Consider the following 18,507-nt stretch of genomic DNA (forward strand, 5'->3'; position numbering starts at 1 on the left):
GTGCATCCGCTGCTGCTTCTGCCACTGGCGCCGCTGCTTCTGCTGCAAGGCCTTTATGTCCGTAAAGTCACGCCGCGTCTGCCGGAACCGCCGGGGCCACGCAGCGGTGAGCTCGGCGATGGGCAACCTCTTCGCCTGCTGATTCTGGGGGATTCGGCGGCGGCCGGCGTCGGTGCCGCCACGCAATCAGATGGCTTATCGGGCCAGTTGATTCAAAAGCTGAAGGGCAGCTATCGAATATCCTGGAAACTCTGGGCCGGCAACGGTCGGACCAGCGCGCAATGCCTGGCTTTGCTCGACGCGCATGACGCGGAGACCTTCGATACCGTAGTGATTTCCCTCGGCGTCAATGATGTGACCAGCGGCGTGTCGCTGGCGGCCTGGCAGGCGCAACAAGCGCAACTGGCCGATCTGCTGCGTGGCAAATTCGCGGCAAAACGCATCTTATTCACCGCTTTACCGCCGATGCATCACTTTCCGGCACTGCCGCAACCGCTGCGCCATGTGCTCGGTGTGCGCGCCAAAACATTCAACCGGGTACTGCAGGCCTTCGTTTCAACTCGGGATGATTGCCGTCTGCTGCAGTTCGGTGCGCCGATGCAGGCCGAATTCATGGCCGTGGATGGCTTTCACCCCAGCGCCGTCACCTATGGGCTCTGGGCCGAGCAGGCTGCCAAGGCCCTTATTGCGGCGGATTGAATCCGTCAAAGCGCTGCACCACGCCCTTGAAACCGAACGTGGCCCATTGCGCCGGCGTTCCGGCAACGCTTTGGCAGAGGAAGCCGGCCGCTTCCATCCGTTTCCGGAAACGCACATGCAACCGGCGCTTGGGATCGACGATGATGATGCGCGTTCCGGCATCGCTGTGCCGGGCCAGGAATGCGGAAAGCAACGCGGGATGATCCGGCTCGTACAGCAGATCGCTGCCGATGATCAGATCGAAAACCCCCAGATCCGGATCCGGGACACGCCAATCCAGGCGTTGGAAGGGCGTATCGGCCAGGGCATTGCGTTGGCTGTTGTCGTGCAAAAATGCTTCCGCGCGCGGATGGTAGTCGGTGGCCAGAATATCGCCGCCGCGTGCGTTGATGACCAGGCTGGCCATGCCCAGGCCGCAGCCCAGCTCCAGAATGCGGCCGGTGCCCAGAGGTTCGCGGCTGAGCAGATCGGCCAACAGCACGCCCGAAGGCCAGAGCATGCCGAAGAACGGCCAGCTGGCCGGCGATATGCCGAGCGCTTCGGCCGAGCCGTCCGGATCATCGAATTGGTTGCCGTCGACCAGACGTCGGATGCGGTAGGCAATGCCGTCGAAATGATGGGTGTCGACACGGGTCTGCAGCGGCGGGGCCATGGCGTGCTCGGATTCAAATCGTGAGTGATATGAATCCCGGGCAAGTCCGGACCGGTGTGCGTGCCGGTGTGGCCGCGGGCGGGAACGGAGCTGGACAAATCCATGCGAACCCCCACCCTACGCCTTTGCCGGCGCAAACGCCAGCCGTGTCAGTATGCGAACTGCTTGAAGATCTGGTCGATGTCGCCGTTCCAGACGCCGTGATACAGCGCCAGCTTGCGCTCGGCCGGAGTTTCGTTGGCCAACGCGATCTCCATCAGCGGATGCAGGAACAGCGCCTCATCATCGCCGTGCCGGTTCAAGCGGCGGCGGTTCTTCAGGCCCAGTGCCGAAATCTTCAGCGCCTCGATGGCCAGCTCGCGCAGGCTGTGATGGCGGAACGGCAGCTTCAAGCCGTGCTTCGGCACGCCATCGCGCAATTGGTTGCGCTCGGCCATGCTGAAATCCTTGACCAGATCCCAGGCGGCATCGAGCGCTTCGGTGTCGTACAGCAATCCCACCCAGAACGCCGGCAACGCACACAGCCGCCGCCACGGGCCGCCGTCGGCGCCGCGCATTTCCAGATATTTCTTCAGGCGCACTTCCGGAAACGCCGTGGTCATGTGGTCCGACCAGTCGGCCAAGGTCGGCAACTCTCCGGGTAAAGGCGCCAGTTTTCCGTTCAGGAAATCACGGAAGCTGCGGCCGGCGCAATCAATGTATTTTTTGTCGCGATAAGCGAAATACATCGGCACATCGAGCAGGTAATCCACATAACGTTCGAACCCGAAGCCGTCCTCGAACACGAAATCGAGCATGCCGGTGCGGTCCGGATCGGTGTCGGTCCAGATGTGCGAGCGGTAGCTCAGGTAGCCGTTCGGCTTGCCTTCGGTGAACGGGGAATCGGCGAACAGCGCGGTCGCCACCGGCTGCAGGGCCAGCGACACGCGGAATTTCTTGACCATGTCGGCTTCGTTTTCGAAATCGAGATTGGTCTGCACCGTGCAGGTGCGGGTCATCATGTCCAAGCCGAGCGAGCCGACTTTCGGCATGTACTCGCGCATGATCTTGTAGCGGCCTTTCGGCATCCAGGGCATGTCGGCGCGAGCCCATTTCGGCTGGAAACCCATGCCGAGGAAGCCGATGCCGAGTTCATCGCCGACCGTTTTGACTTCCGACAGATGCAGATTGGTTTCCTTGCAGGTCTGGTGCACATTCTCCAGCTGGGCGCCCGACAGTTCGAACTGTCCGGCCGGCTCCAGAGTGATCGAGGCGTCATCGCGCAGCAGTGCGATGATGTTGCCGCCCTCTTCGACCGGCTGCCAGCCGAAGCGGGTCAGACCCTTGAGCAGGGCGCCGATGCCCTGCTCGCCTTCGTAAGTCGGCGGGCGCAGATCATCGAGCCGGAAACCGAATTTTTCGTGTTCGGTGCCGATCCGCCAATCCTGCGGCGCACGCGCGCCGGAGGCATGGAAGGCGACCAATTGGTCTTTGCCGGTAATCAGGGGCGAATCGTTATCAGCCATGGGTATCTCCTTCGGCAACCGGTGCAGCCATCAGCCAGCCGGTGACCACTTCGCGCGCTTCGTCCAGACCCAGTTTGGCTGAACCGGAAAACAGCTGGGCACTGGCCCGTCCGGCCAATTCCTTTTTCACCAAGGCCAGGGTACGGGCCTGCTCGCTGCGGCCGAGCTTGTCGGCCTTGGTCAGCAGGCAGTGCACGGAAATATTGCGCTTGAAGGCGTAATCGAGCATCTGCAGGTCGTAATCGCGCAGCGGATGGCGCACGTCCATGACCAGCACCAGACCGACCAGGGGCTCGCGGATCTGGAAATAGCGGGTAATGAAGGCCTGCCAGTGGTCGCGCACGGCAATCGGCACCTTGGCGTAGCCGTACCCGGGCAGATCGACCAGATAGCGGTTTTCGGTGATGCGGAAATACACCAGATGCTGGGTACGGCCCGGGGTCTTGGAGGTCCGCGCCAGGCTGTTCTGGTTGCACAAGGCATTCAGCGCCGTGGATTTGCCGGCATTGGAGCGGCCCGCGAACGCGACTTCGGCCAGACTGTCTTTCGGCAGCTGGGCGAGGGCATTGGCCGAGAGCACGAATTCGGCTTGGGCGAGGGGATTGGCCATAAGGACCGCTTCGGGGGAGATTGGCCTATTCTACCCTTTGTTTCTCCGGCAAAACGCCGTTACGGATTGACCGAACCCCGTAAACACTGGGATAATTGGCGCTTGACGGGCATGCCCGACGCTTAATCCACTTTTTTGCTTTCGGAGTCTCAATGAAGCTCTCCCACCTCCTCGTCCTGAGCACCGCCTTGGTTTTCACCGGCGCCATTGCCCAACAGGCTGTCGCTCCGGCTACTCCGGAGGCCGCCCCGGCTGATGCCGCAGCGGTTGCCGCGCCGGCACCGGTTGTCGCCGTGGACACCGGCCCGGTCAAACCCGGTGATCCGAAAGCCGGTCAAGCCAAGGCCGGCGCCTGCGCCGCCTGCCATGGCGTGGATGGCAATGCCGCCGCCGCGCTGTATCCGAAACTGGCCGGCCAGCACGAACAATACATCTGGCGCCAGCTGAAAATGTACAAGTCCGGCGAACGCAACAACCCCATCATGCTCGGCATGGCCGCAGCACTGACCGAGCAGGACATGCGCGATATCGGCGCCTACTTCGGGCAGCAGAAAGTCATCGCCGGCCTTGCCGACGAAACCGTGATCGCCCAAGGCCCGAATGCCGGCAAGAAGTTCTACCAGGTCGGTGAGAAAATCTACCGCTCCGGCAACACCGCCAGCGGCGTACCCGCCTGCATGGCCTGCCACGGCCCGGCCGGCGCCGGTATGCCGGGCCCGACCTACCCCGCACTCGGCGGCCAGCATGCCGAATACATCAGCCTGCGTCTAAATGAATTCCGCGCCGGCACCGTGTGGGGCAAGGACAAAAACGCCAATGTCATCATGTCGCAGGCCGCCAAAGGCCTGAGCGATGAAGAAATCCAGGGTCTGGCCACCTACCTGCAGGGCCTGCACAAGGCCGCCAAACCCGCCGCGAAGTAAGCCCCCTGACAGCATCCGTTCAGCAAGCCGATAGCATCCTGATGTTATCGGCTTTGTTTTTCCCCAAAGGAGTAATCATGATCCGTCGTCTTGTTTTCAGTCTGCTGCTGCTCGCCCCGCTTGCCGTCGGCGCCCAATTGAAGGCCGGCGTGCCGGTCGCCGGCAAGGATTATGTCGTGCTGAATCCGGCGCAACCCACCTGGGGCACCGGCGGCATCGAAGTCGCGGAAGTGTTCGGTTACACCTGCATCCACTGCGCGCAGTTCCAGCCGTTGGTCAACAACTGGAAGAAAACCCTGGCGGCCGACGTCAAGTTCCGCTATGTTCCGGCTGCTTTCGGCGGCATCTGGGACAACGGCGCACGTGCCTTTTTCGCCGCTGAAGCCCTGAAAGTGCAAGAACGCACCCACGATGCCGTGTTCAAGGCCGTGTTCATCGACAAAAAAGTGAAGACCGCCAGCGTCGAGGAATTCGCCGATGTCTATGCCGGTCTCGGCGTCGACCGCGCGAAAATCCTGAGCGTGATGAACGGTACCACGGTTTCGGGCAAGCTCAACCGTGCCCGTCAGTTCGCGCAACGCGCCGGCGTCAACGGCACGCCGACCCTGATCGTCAACGGCAAATACCGGATCACCGCCAAATCGCACGAAGAATCGCTCAAGGTCGCCGAATACCTGATCGCCAAGGAGCGCGCCGCGCTGCCTGCAGCCCCCGCAAAAAAATAAGTACCTGCCCCGCTCCGGCGGGGCCGTCCATGACCGAGCGTCGGATCAAACTCCTCAGCAGCAACATCCAGGCCGGCTCCACCACCCGGGCGTACAGCGAGTATGTGACGCGTTCGTGGTCGCATGTTTTTCCGAACGGCAAACGCGGCAATCTCGATGCCCTGGCCCAGACCTATGCGCCCTTCGATGTGGTCGGTCTGCAGGAATGCGATCCGGGCAGTCTGCGCTCCGGGTTTGCCAACCAATCGGATTATCTGGCGGAAAAAGCCGGATTTCCGTTCAGCTCACACCAGGCCACCCGCCGCATCAGCCGCTTCGCCGGCTCCGGCAACGCGCTGCTGTCGCGCCTGCAACCGTCCAAGATCGAACATTTCGTGCTGCCCAGCCGGATTCCCGGACGCGGCGTGCTGCTGGCGGAATTCGCCAATGAGGGGCTGCCCTGGCATATCGCGGTCACGCACCTGTCGCTCAGCGCCAGTGCCCGCCGGGTGCAGATCGCCTATCTCGCCGAACTGCTGGCCGACCGGCCGCGGCTGGTGCTGATGGGGGATTTCAACTGCGATCTGCTGGCGCCGGAAATGAGCCGACTGTTCCAGTTCACCAGTCTGGCACCGCCGCAGATCAGTCTGCCCACATTTCCGAGCTGGGCGGCGAAACGCCCCATTGATCATATTCTGGTCGGCGGCATGGCCAGCAGCCAGTACCAGACCCATATCGCCGCCGGCTCCGACCATCTGGCGATTGCGCTGGACCTCGAATTGCCGGAACTCAATCCAGCGTATAGCCCATGAGCGATATCGCCGGCTCCAGCCGCGCCATGACCGCCGCATCAAAATACGGGCGGTAGTACCGCCAGCGCCCCAGGGCTTTGGTATTCAGCGGCTGCAGCACCTGGGCATAACTCGGCGTATGGATGATGGCCTTGCTGCGGGCATGCGTGCTGTTATCGAGCCAATCGGCATCCCAGGGCAGATCAAGGAAGGCCGCGATCTCACGGGTACTGCGTTCCGGATCCTGGACCAGATTCTCGTAGCGCGACACCAACACCGGCAGATCGAGCTTCGGCTGCAAGGCCTGCCAGTATTCCGCCATCGCGATATACAGATCGGCAATGCTGCCGAAGTCGGAAAACGCGCCGCCGAGCACCGTCGAACGCAGATTCTGCATGTAACAGCTCAGGATGACATCGCAGGGATGACGCAGGGCAAGGATGATCCGCGACTGGGGAAACACGGCGCGGATCAGCGGCAGTCGCGCCCAGTTGAGCGGATTCTTGTCGACCAGGCGGCGATTGCCCGGCACGGGAACGCGCGCTTCGGTCTGCGTGAAGTAATAATCGCGCAGCCGTTGCCGGACATCCGCATCCAGCGCATCGAGGCCGGCCGGATAATCGATGCCGGCCTGCTGCAGAGCCAGCAGGGTTTTCGGCAGATAGGGCTGCTCGTCGAAGGACACCAGTCCGTCGCGGGCATCGAGAATCTGCTCCAGCAAGGTGGTGCCCGAACGCGGAAAGCCGACCACGAATACCGGGTCGGGCCGCTGATCGGCCGGTGCGGCCAGCGCAGGCCAATGCCCGCTCACCGGTGCGCGCAGCAGGGTAAAGAAATCCAGGGCCTGGCGGTCCCCGGCGGCATCGGCCTTGATCCGGTTGCGGATCGCATGTGCGGCATTGAAGGCCTGCCAGGCTTCGGCATGGCGGCCGACTTTGTCCAGGGATTGTCCGTAATCGAATCCGACCTGGCTTTTCCACAGCGGATCGGGAACCTCGGCTTCGAAAGCCGCGCCGAGAAACCGGCAGGCCGTATCGTTGTCGTTCCGGCGGGACGCCAGCTTGCCCTGCATCTGGCTGACTCCGGCCTGTTGCGCCGGATTCAGCCGCAGGGCCTGCACCCGGGTCAGCGCATCCTGCATGCCCTCCAGGTCATTCGCGCGCTCGCACGCGCCCGCCAACCCCAGCCAGGCCTCGGCATAACCGGGCGCACGCCCGACCAGAGCCCGGTATTCCGGCAGCGCGCGGGTGAATTGTCCGGTCTGCATCAGCAGCCCGCACAGACGGAAATGCTGGAACGGCGAAAGCCGCTGGGGCGATACGGCATCGAGATCGCTCAGGGCACTGTCCCAGTGATCCTGATCGACGGCGATCTGGGCACGCAGCAGGCGGAAGTCGGCATCGTCCGGCGCGGTGGCCAACGCCCGGGTGATCGCCTGCCATGCGCGGTCGGCATCGCCGGTACCACGCCATGCCCGCGCCGCCGTGAATTGGATTACCGGATCTTCGGGCAGCTGTTCGGAAATCAGCCGGATGACCGCCAGCGCCGCGGCGAACCGGCCGTCATCACACAGGGCCATGGCCAGATTGCAGCGGTTGCCGGGCGTTTCGGCGGCCGCCAATGCCCTTTCGAAATAAGCGATGGCTTCCGGCATCGCGCCGCGCTGATAGGCGTCGACCGCCAGCCGACTCAGGACATCGGGATGCTCGGGAAAAGCCACCAGCGCGGCTTCCAACAGCGGCAACGGCGACCGGCCCTGGTGCAGGGTCTGTTCCGCTGCCGTGAGGTACTGTTCAACTGTGGTCATTGCCGTTCCGCTGGATTTGCATGCGTCATTCTAGCAAGAGCCGCAGATCAGGATTTCAGCGCCAGCACAAAGGCCATCAGCATCAGGAAAACGGCAAACAGGCGCTTCAGGGCAGCTGCCGGCAGGCGGTGCGCCCAGCGTGCGCCCAAGGGCGCGAACAGAACCGAGGTCAGCGCAACACCGATTGCCGCCGGCAAATACACATAACCGAGGCTGTATTCCGGCATGGCCGACGGGGCGGGCATCCGGCTATAGGTCATGGCGGCAGCCAAGGCGATGAAAACGCCGCACACGGCCGAAGTCGCTACCGCCTTCACCGCCGGCACGCCGCGCCAGATCAGCGCCGGCACTGTCATGCTGCCGCCGCCGATGCCGACCACGGCGGAAACCGCACCGATTCCCACACCGGCCAGGGTCCACGGCCAGCCGATGATGCTCCGGGCTTCAGTAGTGACTGCTCTCGGCCAGTTCGCGAGCAGCTGCAGCGCCACCAGCAGGCAATAGGCCACGACCGCCCAGCGCAGTCCCGCTCCGGCCCATTGCACCACCCCGTAGCCGGCCAGTGCCGCGCCGAGCATCATGCCGGGGGTCAGCCAGGCTACGGTCTGCCAAAGCACCGCGCCGCGTTTCTGATGCGCATAGGCCGATGACGCGCCGGTCAGGATGATGCTGGCCAGCGAACTGGCCAAGGCCACCGGAACGATCGCCTCTGCAGGCACACCCTGTGCAGGCAGCAAAAGAATCAACGCCCCCACCAGCAACAGACCGCCGCCGATACCCAGCAGCCCCGAAAGGAGGCCGGCAGCCACGCCCAAGACTGGATATATCCACCAAGCCGCCATATGCTTACCCTTTAGTGCTGTCTTTATCGGAATTCCGCGATGCATTGGAAGCACCACGCCCTTTTGGCCATTATAGTCGCCGTCGCCGCACACCCCGTGGCGGCATCCGGGCCGCCGCAGGACGGCGAACTGCGCGCGGCCTTCGCCGCCGCCAAATCCGGAACGCTGTCCGAAACGCAACGTCGTGCACTGCAACGCAATCCCTTGCTGCCGTGGTTGGATGCCATTCAATTCAAACAGGGCATTGCGGCCAATTCCGCGCCGCTGGCCCTGATCCGCAGCAATCCGCAGGATGCCTCCACGGCCTGGCTGATCGGGCAATGGCGCAATGAACTGATCCGGCGTCAGGATTGGCCGGCGGCCGCGCAATGGCTGAGTGCCTATCCGGACAGCGGCATCGGCAGCACCTGCGTGCAGCTTTTGGCCGTGGACCCGGCACGGCGGGACGCGGCATGGCAAAAAAGCGCGCTTGCACTGTGGCGCGGTGAAAGCAAAGCGCCGGCCTACTGCAGTGCGGTGTTCGATGCCCTTGCCGGCACCGCGACGATCGACAGTAGCGCGGCATGGCAGCGCTTCGACCGGCTGCTGGCCGACGATGCCGAGTCGCGGCTTGCAGAAGTCATTGCCGTCATGTCCGCGGACGACGCCGCATTGGCCAACCGCTACCGGAGCGTGCTGAACGATCCCTCCGCCGATCCCGCCGGACTGCCGCGCGATGCGCGCACGGCGCGCGTGCTGCAGAAAAGTTATACCGCCATGGCCCGCAAAGATCCGGGCTTGGCCGAAAAAACCGTGAATGCCAACAGCGGCAGTATTGCTTTCACCCCGGAACAGGGCAATGCGCTCCGACAGGAGATCGCGCTGTGGTCTTTGGTGAACTACCTTCCGGAAGCCGAGGCCCGCTACAGCGCCTTGCCGGAAGCGGTACGCAGCGCCAATCTGCGCGAATGGTACCTGCGCTACCGGTTCAGCGCGAACGACGACCGCCTGACGCTGGCCGCGTTCGACCAGCTGCTGCCGGCGCAGCAGCAGGAAGCGCGTTGGCAGTATTTCAAAGGCCGCGTGCTCGAGCGTCTGGGACGGCGCAGCGAGGCGCTGCCGCTGTATGGCGCGGCCGCCAAATCCGCGAACTTCCACGGCTGGCTGGCGGCCGACCGGCTCGGTGCCGACTACAGCTTCTGCCCGCTCGAGCAGCGCATGCCGGCCAAAGACCGCGCGGCACTGCACACCGGCAACCCCGGACTGATGCGCGCGCTCTGGCTCTGGCAATTGGGCGAAGCCAACTATGCCATCTGGGAATGGAATGCCGCATTCAAGCTGCTCGATGCGGAGCAGCAGCGCGAGGCGGTGGCCATGGCGCAGGACATCGGCTGGTACGACCGCGCGGTGTTTTCGCTGGAGGCCAACGAACTCAACCAGCGCTATTACGGCCTGCGTTTCGCCACGCCGTATTCCGGCGATTTCAGCGCCGCCGCCGCACGATTCGGCCTGGACCGCGCCTGGCTGACCGCGCATGCGCGCGCCGAAAGCATCTTCATGCCGGACGTGACCTCCAGCGCCAATGCCCGCGGCCTGCTGCAGCTGTTGCCCTCCACCGCCGAAACCATTGCCGTGCGCAACGGCATCGCCTGGCAGGGCCCCGAGTCGCTGTACCGGCCCGAGGTCAACATCCTGCTCGGCGCCGGCGCGCTGCGTGACGTCATCGACACCTACGACGGCAAGGCCTATCAGGCCATCGGTGCCTATAACGCAGGTCCGACGGCGGTAAACCGTTGGCTGGCCGCGCGCGGCACACTGGATCCCGACTTCTGGATTGAAACCGTTCCCTACAAGGAAACCCGGGAATACATTCCGCGCGTGCTGTCATTCAGCGTCATTTACGACTGGCGGCTGAAGCAGCCGGTGGTGCCGATCAGCCGCCGCTTGGCCGGTGATTTCAGTCCCGGCTACACGCCGGTACCGCTGCGCTGTCCGGTGCCGGCAGCGCCGAAAGCCCCGGCGGCGAAAAAGAAGAAGCCGCGGTGAACGCCTATCTGGTCGGCGGTGCGGTACGCGATGCCCTGCTCGGCTTGGCTCCGGGCGACCGCGACTGGGTGGTGGTCGGCGAGACGCCGGAGTCGATGGCGGCGGCGGGCTTCCGTCCGGTCGGTGCCGACTTTCCGGTATTCCTGCATCCGCGCAGCGGCGAAGAATACGCATTGGCGCGCACCGAACGCAAAACCGCACCCGGCTACAAAGGCTTCGTGTTCCATGCCGATGCGGGCGTGACCCTCGAGCAGGATCTGGCGCGGCGGGACTTCACCATCAACGCCATCGCCCGCGATGCCGACGGCACGCTGATCGACCCGTTCCATGGCCAGGCCGATCTGCAGGCCCGCGTGCTGCGGCATGTGTCGCCGGCCTTCGCCGAAGATCCGGTACGGATTCTGCGGGCGGCGCGCTTCATGGCACGCTTTGCCGCGCTTGGCTTTTCCGTGGCGCCGGAAACCCTGGCGCTGATGCGGGACATGGTGGCGGCCGGCGAAGTCGATCATTTGGTGCCGGAGCGGATCTGGCAGGAAGTCCGCGCCGCGCTCTGCAGTGCTTCGCCCTCGGCCTTTCTGCAGACGCTCCGCGCCTGCGGCGCACTGGCGGTGCTGTTGCCGGAAGTGGATGTGCTGTATGGCATTCCGCAACGCCCCGAATACCACCCCGAAATCGATACCGGCCGGCATGTGGAAATGGTCTGCGACATGGCCGCACGCCTGGCGCCCGGCGATGCATTGATCGGATTCGCCGCGCTCGTGCACGATCTGGGCAAAGGCCTGACGCCGGCCGGGCAATGGCCGAAACACATCGCCCATGAACATCACGGACTGGTGCCGGTGCAGGCCGTGTGCACCCGCTGGAAAGTACCCGGCGACTATGCCGCCATGGCTGCGCATGCCTGCCGCGAACATCTGAACATCCACCGCCTGCAGGAACTGCGGCCGGAAACCATTCACGATCTGCTCGCCCGGATTGACGGCTTCCGCCGACCGGAGCGGGTTGCACAGCTGGCGCTGATATGCGAGGCTGATAAGCGTGGCCGACTGGGCATGACCGACAGCATCTACAGCAATGGACAACTGCTGCAACGTTGTTTCTCGGCGGCCTGTTCGGTGAAGGCCGGACAGCTCTCCGGAAACCTGAGCGGGCCGGCGCTGGGGGATGCCTTGCGTACCGCCCGCATTGCCGCCATCGCCATGGCCAAGGAGGCCTGAGTGGTCAAGCAGATACTCAACAATCCGGTGGTACGCGGGCTCTGGACGGGTGTGCTGCTGTTGGTTGCTATCGGCATCACCTTCGGATTCTATATCGAGGCCGAGCTCGAGGTCGACCACGCCAACGATGAGCGCATCAATAGTCTGCATCTGTCACGCGAACTCATGGAGTCTTCGGAGAACCTCACCCGCTTGGCGCGCAGTTATGTGGTGACCGGCGATTTACGATTCCGCGAAACTTACGACGAGGCTCTTCGTGCCATAGAGGGCGGCTTCGCGGTTTCGCTGGATAATGACAACTACTATTGGTCTCCGAATCCGGAATTGCGGTCTAAGCTGGCTCAAAATAATATCTCGCTACTACAAAAGATGCGCAACGCAGGATTTGTCGCGGATGATTTTGCGTTTTTGAATAAAGCTAAAATTCTTTCGGATAATCTTTCTGATTTAGAGCAAACTGCCATGGACCTGGTGGAGTCCGGAACAGGTGTAACCGATACCCGCCATCATCCAGCCATTGACTTACTGTACAGCCGCGGCTACCAGAACGACAAGGCATTGATTTTATGGAATATCAAAACTTTCAATGACCGCGTTGAGCGGCGGAAAATAGCAAAAATTTTGGCAGCCAAGCAAACGGCCCTTAACCTTCGCTACCTATTTGGTTTTCTGGCGCTTCTTTTTTTGCTGAACATCTGGCTGATTAATCGAGACCTGCATAAGCTGATGGGCGGTTCTGTTGGTAGCGTCTTCGAAGCAATAGCCCGCCTCAATGACGACAACGTCGATCCGATGCTGTACCGCTACACCGAAGGCAGCTTCGGGATCCTTTCGAAACTGGCCACATCCCACCAGCAGCTGATCGAGAGCCGCAGGACCAAGGAACATCTGAATGCCGAGCTGCAGCGCACCCTGGAAGACTTCCGGCGGGCCCAGCGGGTTGCACGCATCGGCAGCTGGTCGCTGGACATCGCAAGCGGCAATGTTGAATGGAGCGAGGAAATCTATGCCATCTTCGGTATCGACAAAAATACCCAGATGACTTTATCCCTATTCTTCGAGCATATCCATTCTGAAGACCGGAATGCGGTTGAAAAAGCCTGGCAGGCGGCGCTGAAGGGCGACGCCTATGATGTCCGGCACCGGATTATCGTCAACGGGCAGGAGCGCTGGGTGCGCGAACGCGCGGAATTCGAGCGCGATGCCGAAGGTACCGCCGTACGTGCCTTGGGCACCTGTCAGCTGATTACCCGTCAGATGCTGGCTGAGCAGCAGCTGCAGCTGTTCGCCAGCGTGTTCACCAGCGCCCATGAAGGCATCATCATCACCGACACCAACGCGCGCATCATCGAAACCAATGCCGCCTTCAGCAAAATCACCGGTTACACCCGTGAGGAAGTCATCGGCAAAACTCCGGGGCACTTCAGCTCCGGCCGACACGGCCGCGAATTCTACGAACTGATGTGGGGAAAACTAAAAAACGACCACTACTGGACCGGCGAAATCTGGAACCGGCGCAAATCCGGCGATGTCTATCCGGAACTGCTGGCGATCAGCACCGTCATGGACGCTTCCGGCAATCCCGTCAATTACATCGGTTTGTTCACCGACATCAGCGTGCAGAAAGAACAACAGCGCCAGCTGGAGCACAATGCCTATTACGACGGACTGACCGGGCTGCCGAACCGCGTCCTGCTGACCGACCGGCTGCAGCTGGAAATGTCGAAATCCCAGCGTGATGACATGAAACTGGGGATTGCCTTCATCGACCTCGACGGTTTCAAGGAAGTGAATGACGAGTACGGCCACGAAGCCGGCGACCATGTGCTGATCACCATCGCCGAACGCATCACCAGCTGCCTGCGCGCGCACGAAACGGTGGCGCGCCTGGGCGGCGATGAATTCGTGGCGGTCATCACCGGATTGAGCGGCGAACAGGAATCGCTGCCGGTCATCAACCGGATTCTGGCCAGCATCGCCACGCCCATACCGTTCGGCGATTTTTCATTGCAGGTCAGCGCCAGCGTCGGTGTCACCTTCTTCCCGCAGGCGCTCGAGTATGACGGCGAGCAGCTGCTGCGCCAGGCCGATCAAGCCATGTATCACGCCAAGCAAGCCGGCCGCAACCGCTTCCAGATCTTCGACCAGGCCTATGATCACGACCTGCGCACGCACAACGAAAATCTCGAACGCGCCAGAAAGGGTCTCGCCGACGGCGAGTTCGAGCTGTACTACCAGCCGAAAGTCAACATGGCCAACGGCGAAATCATCGGCCTTGAAGCGCTGGCGCGCTGGAACCATCCGGATCGCGGCGTTCTGCCGCCGGGTGCCTTCCTGCCGGATATCGAAGGCACCGTACTGGAAGTGCCGTTCGGGGAATGGGTCATCGACCAGGCCCTGATCGACTGTGGACGCCTGCGTCTGAACGACATGGCGCTGACCATCAGCGTCAACATCTCGGCCCGGCATCTGGAGAAAGCCGACTTCGTCGAGCACATGCGGGTACGGCTGGGCAACTGCAGCTGCAAGCAACGCTGCCATCTCGAATTGGAAATCCTGGAAACCAGCGCTCTGGACGATCTCGACCGTGTTTTCGAGATCATCCGTGAATGTGCCGAATTCGGCGTCAGCTTCTCGCTGGACGACTTCGGAACCGGCTATTCATCGCTGACCTACCTGCGCAAGCTGCCCGTCGAAACCTTGAAAATCGACCAGAGCTTCGTGCGCGGCATCACCGAGCGGCCCGAAGACGTGATCCTGCTCAAGGGCATTCTGGATCTGGCGCACGGCCTCGACCGCAAAGTCATCGCCGAGGGCGTGGAGACGCTCGAACATGGCCGTATCCTGCTGGAAATCGGCTGCATGCACGGCCAGGGCTACGCCATTGCCCGGCCGATGCCGTTCACGGCACTTCTGGAATGGATGAAAACCTGGCGTCCCGATCCGTCCTGGGAAAACCGCTCGGCCTGGCGTTGAGGGCTATTTCCGCATGTCACGGCGAAACAGCGCCGCCGCCAAACCGATCCCGCAGGCGTTGGCCAGCAAATCCCAGGGGTCGGCCAGGCGGTTGACGGCCCAAGCGCCCTGCGCCAGCTCGATGAGTCCGCTGAAAATAAGCAACCAGAGTAGCGCCGCGCCGCGAGCGCGCCCCGGTGCGAACAGGCCGCAGGCCAAGGCCGCCAAGCCGCCGTAGCCTCCGGCATGAATGAGCTTATCCAGATGCGGAATGACCGGATCACGGATGATGCCGGCACGCAGCGACAGATAGGCGCCTATCGCCATGCCGGCAAGCCATAGCGCCAACCACAGGCGCGGCCAGCGCAACGGATTCACAGGCGGTAGCTCAGATCGCCCTGGGTGAAGGCGGCGCTGAAATCAACGTCCCTGGCAAAACCCATGAACTGGAAGCGCTCGCCCATCTCGCCGGGCAGAATCAATTTTTTGATCATCTGGCTTTCGCGGTAGCGGGCGATTTCATCGCTGCCGCTCTCGTAGTCGGCAATGTAATCCGCAAGGCCATTGGCGAGCAGGAAATTGGCCTGGGAGCAGTAGCCGGCCAGACGGAAACCGGCGCCGGTGCCGGCCTCGGCCAGTGCCGTGAAATCCACCGAGGCGGTCAGGTCTTGCAGACCGGGCCAGACGAAATAATCGCCATGGGCACGGTGCCGGTAATGGCAGATCAGGGTGCCGTCATCGCGCTCAGGCAGATAGAATTCCGGACGCGGGTAGCCGTAATCGATGAACAGCATGCCGCCGCGGCGCAGCGTGCCGGCCACGGCCTGGATCCAGTACGGCAGCTGCGGCAGCACTTCCGAGCAGTAGCCATCGTCGAATTCGCGCTGCAGGTAGCGTTCAAGATGGCGCACCGCGCCGCTGACCAGCGCATCGGCCGGACGCATCACCCGGGTGAACTGCTGTCGGGCATCCAGCGCCACGCACTCCTCGTAAATCTCGCCCTCTTCCTTGATGAAGCGGGTGGTCGGCAAGGCATCGATGACTTCATTGGCCACCAGCACGCCCTGCCAGGGCTGTTCGGGCGGTGCGTCCAGCCATTGGCAGCGCGCGAACAATTCCGGCGTCAAGGTCTCCTTCAGATGCTCGCGTTGGCGCTCGCGCAGATCGGCGCTCGGTTCGAGGATCCAGTATTCGGACGGAAGCCGGCCCAGCTGCTGCAGGCGCTTGAGGGTTTTTGCGGCCAGCGCCCCGGTGCCGGCACCGATTTCGAACCAGATGCCGTCCCCGTCGAGCTGCGCCAGAATGCCGGCACCGGCGTGGGCCAGTGCATGTGCAAAACCGCCGCCGAGCTCGGGGGCGGTCACGAAGTCGCCTTCGGCGCCGAATTTGCGCGCGCCGGCGCTGTAGTAGCCCAGACCCGGTGCGTAAAGCGCCAGCTCCATGAAGCGCGCGAAAGTGATTGCACCCTGCTCGAGCGCGATGGCCTGATGGATGATGTCGGTCAGGCGCGCGCTGTGGGCAAGCGCATCCTCGGAAGGGCGGGGCAATTCCATACGGGCTTTCACTGGTCATTGATGCCCGTTCAGGATACCTTGTCTGTGTCCTGTTTTGAACCGAGTACCGCTCATGACGAATGATTCCGCCGTGATCCTGATTACCGGTGCCGGCCGCCGCATCGGCGCGGCGCATCGGCGCGGCACTGGCAGCCGACCTGCATGGCCGCGGCTACCGAGTCGCCCTGCATTACCAGAACTCTGCCGCTGAGGCCGCGGCACTGTGCGCCGACTTCAACCACGCCCGGCCGGACAGCGCCATCGCCCTGCAGGCCGATCTCGGCAATCCGGTGCAGCGTGACACGCTGATACCGGCTGTCGTAGCGCATTTCGGCCGTCTGGATGTGCTGATCAATAACGCCAGCAGTTTTTTTCCCACACCCGTCGGTGCCAGCACCGATGCCGACTGGGATGCCCTGTTCGATGCCAATGCACGTGCCCCTTTTTTCCTGAGCCAGGCGGCCGCACCGCATCTAGCACGGCAGAAGGGCTGCATCGTCAACCTGCTCGACATCTTCGCCGAACGCCCGAAGCCGGCGCATACCATCTATGGCATGGCCAAGGCAGCGCAGCGCATGCTGACCCAATCCCTGGCACTGGAACTGGCCCCGGCGGTGCGCGTGAATGCCATCGCACCGGGCGCCATTCTCTGGCCGGAATCCGGAAAATCCGACGCCCAGAAGCAGGCCATCCTCGATGCCACACCGCTGGCCCGCATCGGCGATATCGCCGACATCTGCAAAGCGGCCCGGTTCCTGATCGAGGATGCGACCTACTGCACGGGGCAGATTTTGGCCGTGGACGGCGGACGTTTATTGCGTTGAATCAAATCCGATGGCTGATGGCGCGGTAAAATAAACCTTTATATTTTCGGAGTCGGCCATGTCCTTTCGTTTCCTGAGTTCATCACTGCTCGCACTGGGTCTGATTACCGGCGCACAGGCTGCCGATTCCCTGGCTTTCAGCAATGCCTGGGTCCGGGCCACGCCGCCGAACGCCAAGGTTGCCGGCGGTTTCGTGGTAATCCAAAATGCCGGAAAAAGCGCGGATCGCCTGGTTTCGGCAAGCAGCGATGCTGCCGAACGTGTTGAAATCCATGAAATGAAGATGGCCGGCGAGGTCATGCAGATGCGCCAACTGGCCGAAGGTCTGGCCATTCCGGCCGGCCAGAGCGTGCAACTCAAACCGGGCAGCTATCACCTGATGTTGATGGCACCGAAACAGCCGATTGCCGAGGGCCAGAAAGTCACCATCACACTGGTTTTCGAGAAAGCCGGCAAACGGGCTGTTGAATTCACCGCAGCCAAGCAGCCGTCCGTGGCAGCATCCGATTCTACGCATAAGCACTAAAGCACAGCATTGCCCCACCGGTATTCACACCGGGTTAACCCGGGCTATCCGACACTGAGGACAACTCAACGACGGATGCATGACCATGACATCACAGGAACAACACGCCCTGCTCGCCATCAGCCTGCATGCCGCCTTCGCTGATGGCAGCAAGGATGCGCGGGAACGCGAACAGATCAAACAGATCGCAGAAAACCTGGTGCCGGACGGCAGTATCAACATGGCCGGGCTCTACCAAGACGTGCTGCTGAAGCAGCGCACCCTGGAACACAGCGCTGCCCTTCTGGAAAGCCATGAAAGCCGTCAGTTGGCCTACGAAATGGCGGTGTGCGTCTGTGATGCCGACGGTTTGCGCAGCGTGGCCGAGAACGATTTTCTTGAAACGCTGCGCGTTCTATTGAAAATTGATGCCGCGCAGGCACAATCCTTCGCCAACAAGGCTGACGCCCTGGCCGAGGCCCCCTTGGTTGCCGTGCCCCTGGAATCCGGTCCATCCGTCGATAACGCAGCCCTGGATAAGTCGGTGCTGAATTATTCCATTCTCAACGGCGCACTGGAACTGCTGCCGCAGTCCTTGGCTTCCATGGCCATTCTGCCCTTGCAGATGAAGATGGTGTACGGCATCGGCAAAGCCCATGGCTATGAGCTGGACCGTGAGCACATCAAGGATTTCGCCGCCACGCTCGGCGTCGGACTGACCGGCCAATATGTCGAACAGATGGGTCGCAAACTACTTGGCGGCCTGCTCGGCAAAGTCGGCGGCGGCATGCTCGGCGGCCTGGGCAGCGTGGCCACCGGCGCGGCATTTTCCTTCGCCACCACCTATGCCCTGGGCAAAGTCGCCCAGCAGTATTACGGCAATGGCCGCAGCATT

General features: G+C 62.5%; 16 protein-coding genes and 1 pseudogene. 10 read left to right on the forward strand and 7 right to left on the reverse strand.

What is annotated here, in order from left to right:
- Entirely contained in the window at positions 1 to 699 is a 699-nt protein-coding gene (locus tag Q0W88_RS04595; RefSeq protein WP_297800538.1) for an SGNH/GDSL hydrolase family protein, read from the forward strand.
- On the opposite strand, the gene Q0W88_RS04600 is transcribed toward Q0W88_RS04595, so the two are convergent.
- The 3 genes from Q0W88_RS04600 to yihA all read right to left on the reverse strand — a co-directional run bounded on the left by Q0W88_RS04600 (position 683) and on the right by yihA (position 3,466).
- Positions 683 to 1,351: a methyltransferase domain-containing protein gene (locus Q0W88_RS04600; protein ID WP_297800540.1), complete on the reverse strand. Its 669-nt coding sequence runs from the start codon at positions 1,349 to 1,351 to the stop codon at positions 683 to 685. The genes Q0W88_RS04595 and Q0W88_RS04600 overlap by 17 nt on opposite strands.
- Before the next feature lie 149 nt (positions 1,352 to 1,500).
- Positions 1,501 to 2,856 (reverse strand): glutamate--cysteine ligase, encoded by a 1,356-nt coding sequence (locus Q0W88_RS04605; protein WP_297800542.1) that lies wholly within the window; start codon positions 2,854 to 2,856, stop codon positions 1,501 to 1,503.
- Entirely contained in the window at positions 2,849 to 3,466 is a 618-nt protein-coding gene (gene yihA / locus Q0W88_RS04610) for a ribosome biogenesis GTP-binding protein YihA/YsxC (protein WP_297800545.1), read from the reverse strand. Before yihA ends, Q0W88_RS04605 begins: the two co-directional genes overlap by 8 nt.
- A gap of 152 nt (positions 3,467 to 3,618) precedes the next feature.
- Here yihA and Q0W88_RS04615 point away from each other — a divergent pair, with 152 nt between their 5' ends.
- From Q0W88_RS04615 to Q0W88_RS04625, 3 genes are all read left to right on the forward strand, one after another.
- Positions 3,619 to 4,389 (forward strand): c-type cytochrome, encoded by a 771-nt coding sequence (locus tag Q0W88_RS04615; protein WP_297800548.1) that lies wholly within the window; start codon positions 3,619 to 3,621, stop codon positions 4,387 to 4,389.
- Positions 4,390 to 4,466: 77 nt separating this feature from the next.
- Entirely contained in the window at positions 4,467 to 5,114 is a 648-nt protein-coding gene (locus Q0W88_RS04620) for a thiol:disulfide interchange protein DsbA/DsbL (RefSeq protein ID WP_297800550.1), read from the forward strand.
- Between the two features lie 29 nt (positions 5,115 to 5,143).
- Positions 5,144 to 5,905, forward strand: coding sequence for an endonuclease/exonuclease/phosphatase family protein (locus Q0W88_RS04625; protein ID WP_297800552.1), 762 nt, complete (start codon positions 5,144 to 5,146; stop codon positions 5,903 to 5,905).
- Here the strand turns inward: Q0W88_RS04625 and Q0W88_RS04630 are convergent.
- On the reverse strand, positions 5,883 to 7,691 hold the full coding sequence (locus Q0W88_RS04630) for a tetratricopeptide repeat-containing sulfotransferase family protein (protein ID WP_297800555.1): 1,809 nt from the start codon (positions 7,689 to 7,691) through the stop codon (positions 5,883 to 5,885). The two genes, Q0W88_RS04625 and Q0W88_RS04630, sit on opposite strands and share 23 nt — an antisense overlap.
- 47 nt (positions 7,692 to 7,738) lie before the next feature.
- The gene (locus Q0W88_RS04635) at positions 7,739 to 8,500 is read right to left on the reverse strand and encodes a sulfite exporter TauE/SafE family protein (RefSeq protein WP_297800558.1); all 762 of its coding nucleotides are present in this window, start codon (positions 8,498 to 8,500) and stop codon (positions 7,739 to 7,741) included.
- A 72-nt stretch (positions 8,501 to 8,572) separates the two neighbouring features.
- On the opposite strand from Q0W88_RS04635, the gene Q0W88_RS04640 reads away from it, so the two are divergent.
- From Q0W88_RS04640 to Q0W88_RS04650, 3 genes are read left to right on the forward strand one after another with little or no spacing between them, the layout of a single operon-like run.
- Positions 8,573 to 10,558 (forward strand): lytic transglycosylase domain-containing protein, encoded by a 1,986-nt coding sequence (locus tag Q0W88_RS04640; protein ID WP_297800560.1) that lies wholly within the window; start codon positions 8,573 to 8,575, stop codon positions 10,556 to 10,558.
- The gene (locus tag Q0W88_RS04645) at positions 10,555 to 11,775 is read left to right on the forward strand and encodes a multifunctional CCA addition/repair protein (RefSeq protein ID WP_297800562.1); all 1,221 of its coding nucleotides are present in this window, start codon (positions 10,555 to 10,557) and stop codon (positions 11,773 to 11,775) included. The genes Q0W88_RS04640 and Q0W88_RS04645 overlap by 4 nt, the downstream gene beginning before the upstream one ends.
- On the forward strand, positions 11,776 to 14,751 hold the full coding sequence (locus tag Q0W88_RS04650; RefSeq protein ID WP_297800565.1) for a GGDEF domain-containing phosphodiesterase: 2,976 nt from the start codon (positions 11,776 to 11,778) through the stop codon (positions 14,749 to 14,751).
- 3 nt (positions 14,752 to 14,754) lie between these two features.
- Here the strand turns inward: Q0W88_RS04650 and Q0W88_RS04655 are convergent, their stop codons facing one another.
- The gene (locus Q0W88_RS04655) at positions 14,755 to 15,108 is read right to left on the reverse strand and encodes a VanZ family protein (RefSeq protein WP_297800567.1); all 354 of its coding nucleotides are present in this window, start codon (positions 15,106 to 15,108) and stop codon (positions 14,755 to 14,757) included.
- Positions 15,105 to 16,283, reverse strand: a complete 1,179-nt coding sequence (locus Q0W88_RS04660) for an SAM-dependent methyltransferase (RefSeq protein ID WP_297800569.1) — start codon at positions 16,281 to 16,283, stop codon at positions 15,105 to 15,107. Before Q0W88_RS04660 ends, Q0W88_RS04655 begins: the two co-directional genes overlap by 4 nt.
- Before the next feature lie 73 nt (positions 16,284 to 16,356).
- Here Q0W88_RS04660 and Q0W88_RS04665 point away from each other — a divergent pair.
- The 3 genes and pseudogenes from Q0W88_RS04665 to Q0W88_RS04675 all read left to right on the forward strand — a co-directional run.
- A pseudogene (locus Q0W88_RS04665) lies at positions 16,357 to 17,107 on the forward strand (pteridine reductase).
- A 58-nt stretch (positions 17,108 to 17,165) separates the two neighbouring features.
- Positions 17,166 to 17,633, forward strand: coding sequence for a copper chaperone PCu(A)C (locus Q0W88_RS04670; protein WP_297800571.1), 468 nt, complete (start codon positions 17,166 to 17,168; stop codon positions 17,631 to 17,633).
- Positions 17,634 to 17,712: 79 nt separating this feature from the next.
- Positions 17,713 to 18,507: TerB family tellurite resistance protein (locus Q0W88_RS04675; RefSeq protein WP_297800573.1), on the forward strand; the 795-nt coding region annotated here is incomplete at its 3' end.

This window comes from Arenimonas sp. GDDSR-1, from assembly GCF_025980345.1.
In the GTDB taxonomy this organism is placed as follows: Bacteria; Pseudomonadota; Gammaproteobacteria; order Xanthomonadales; family Xanthomonadaceae; genus Arenimonas.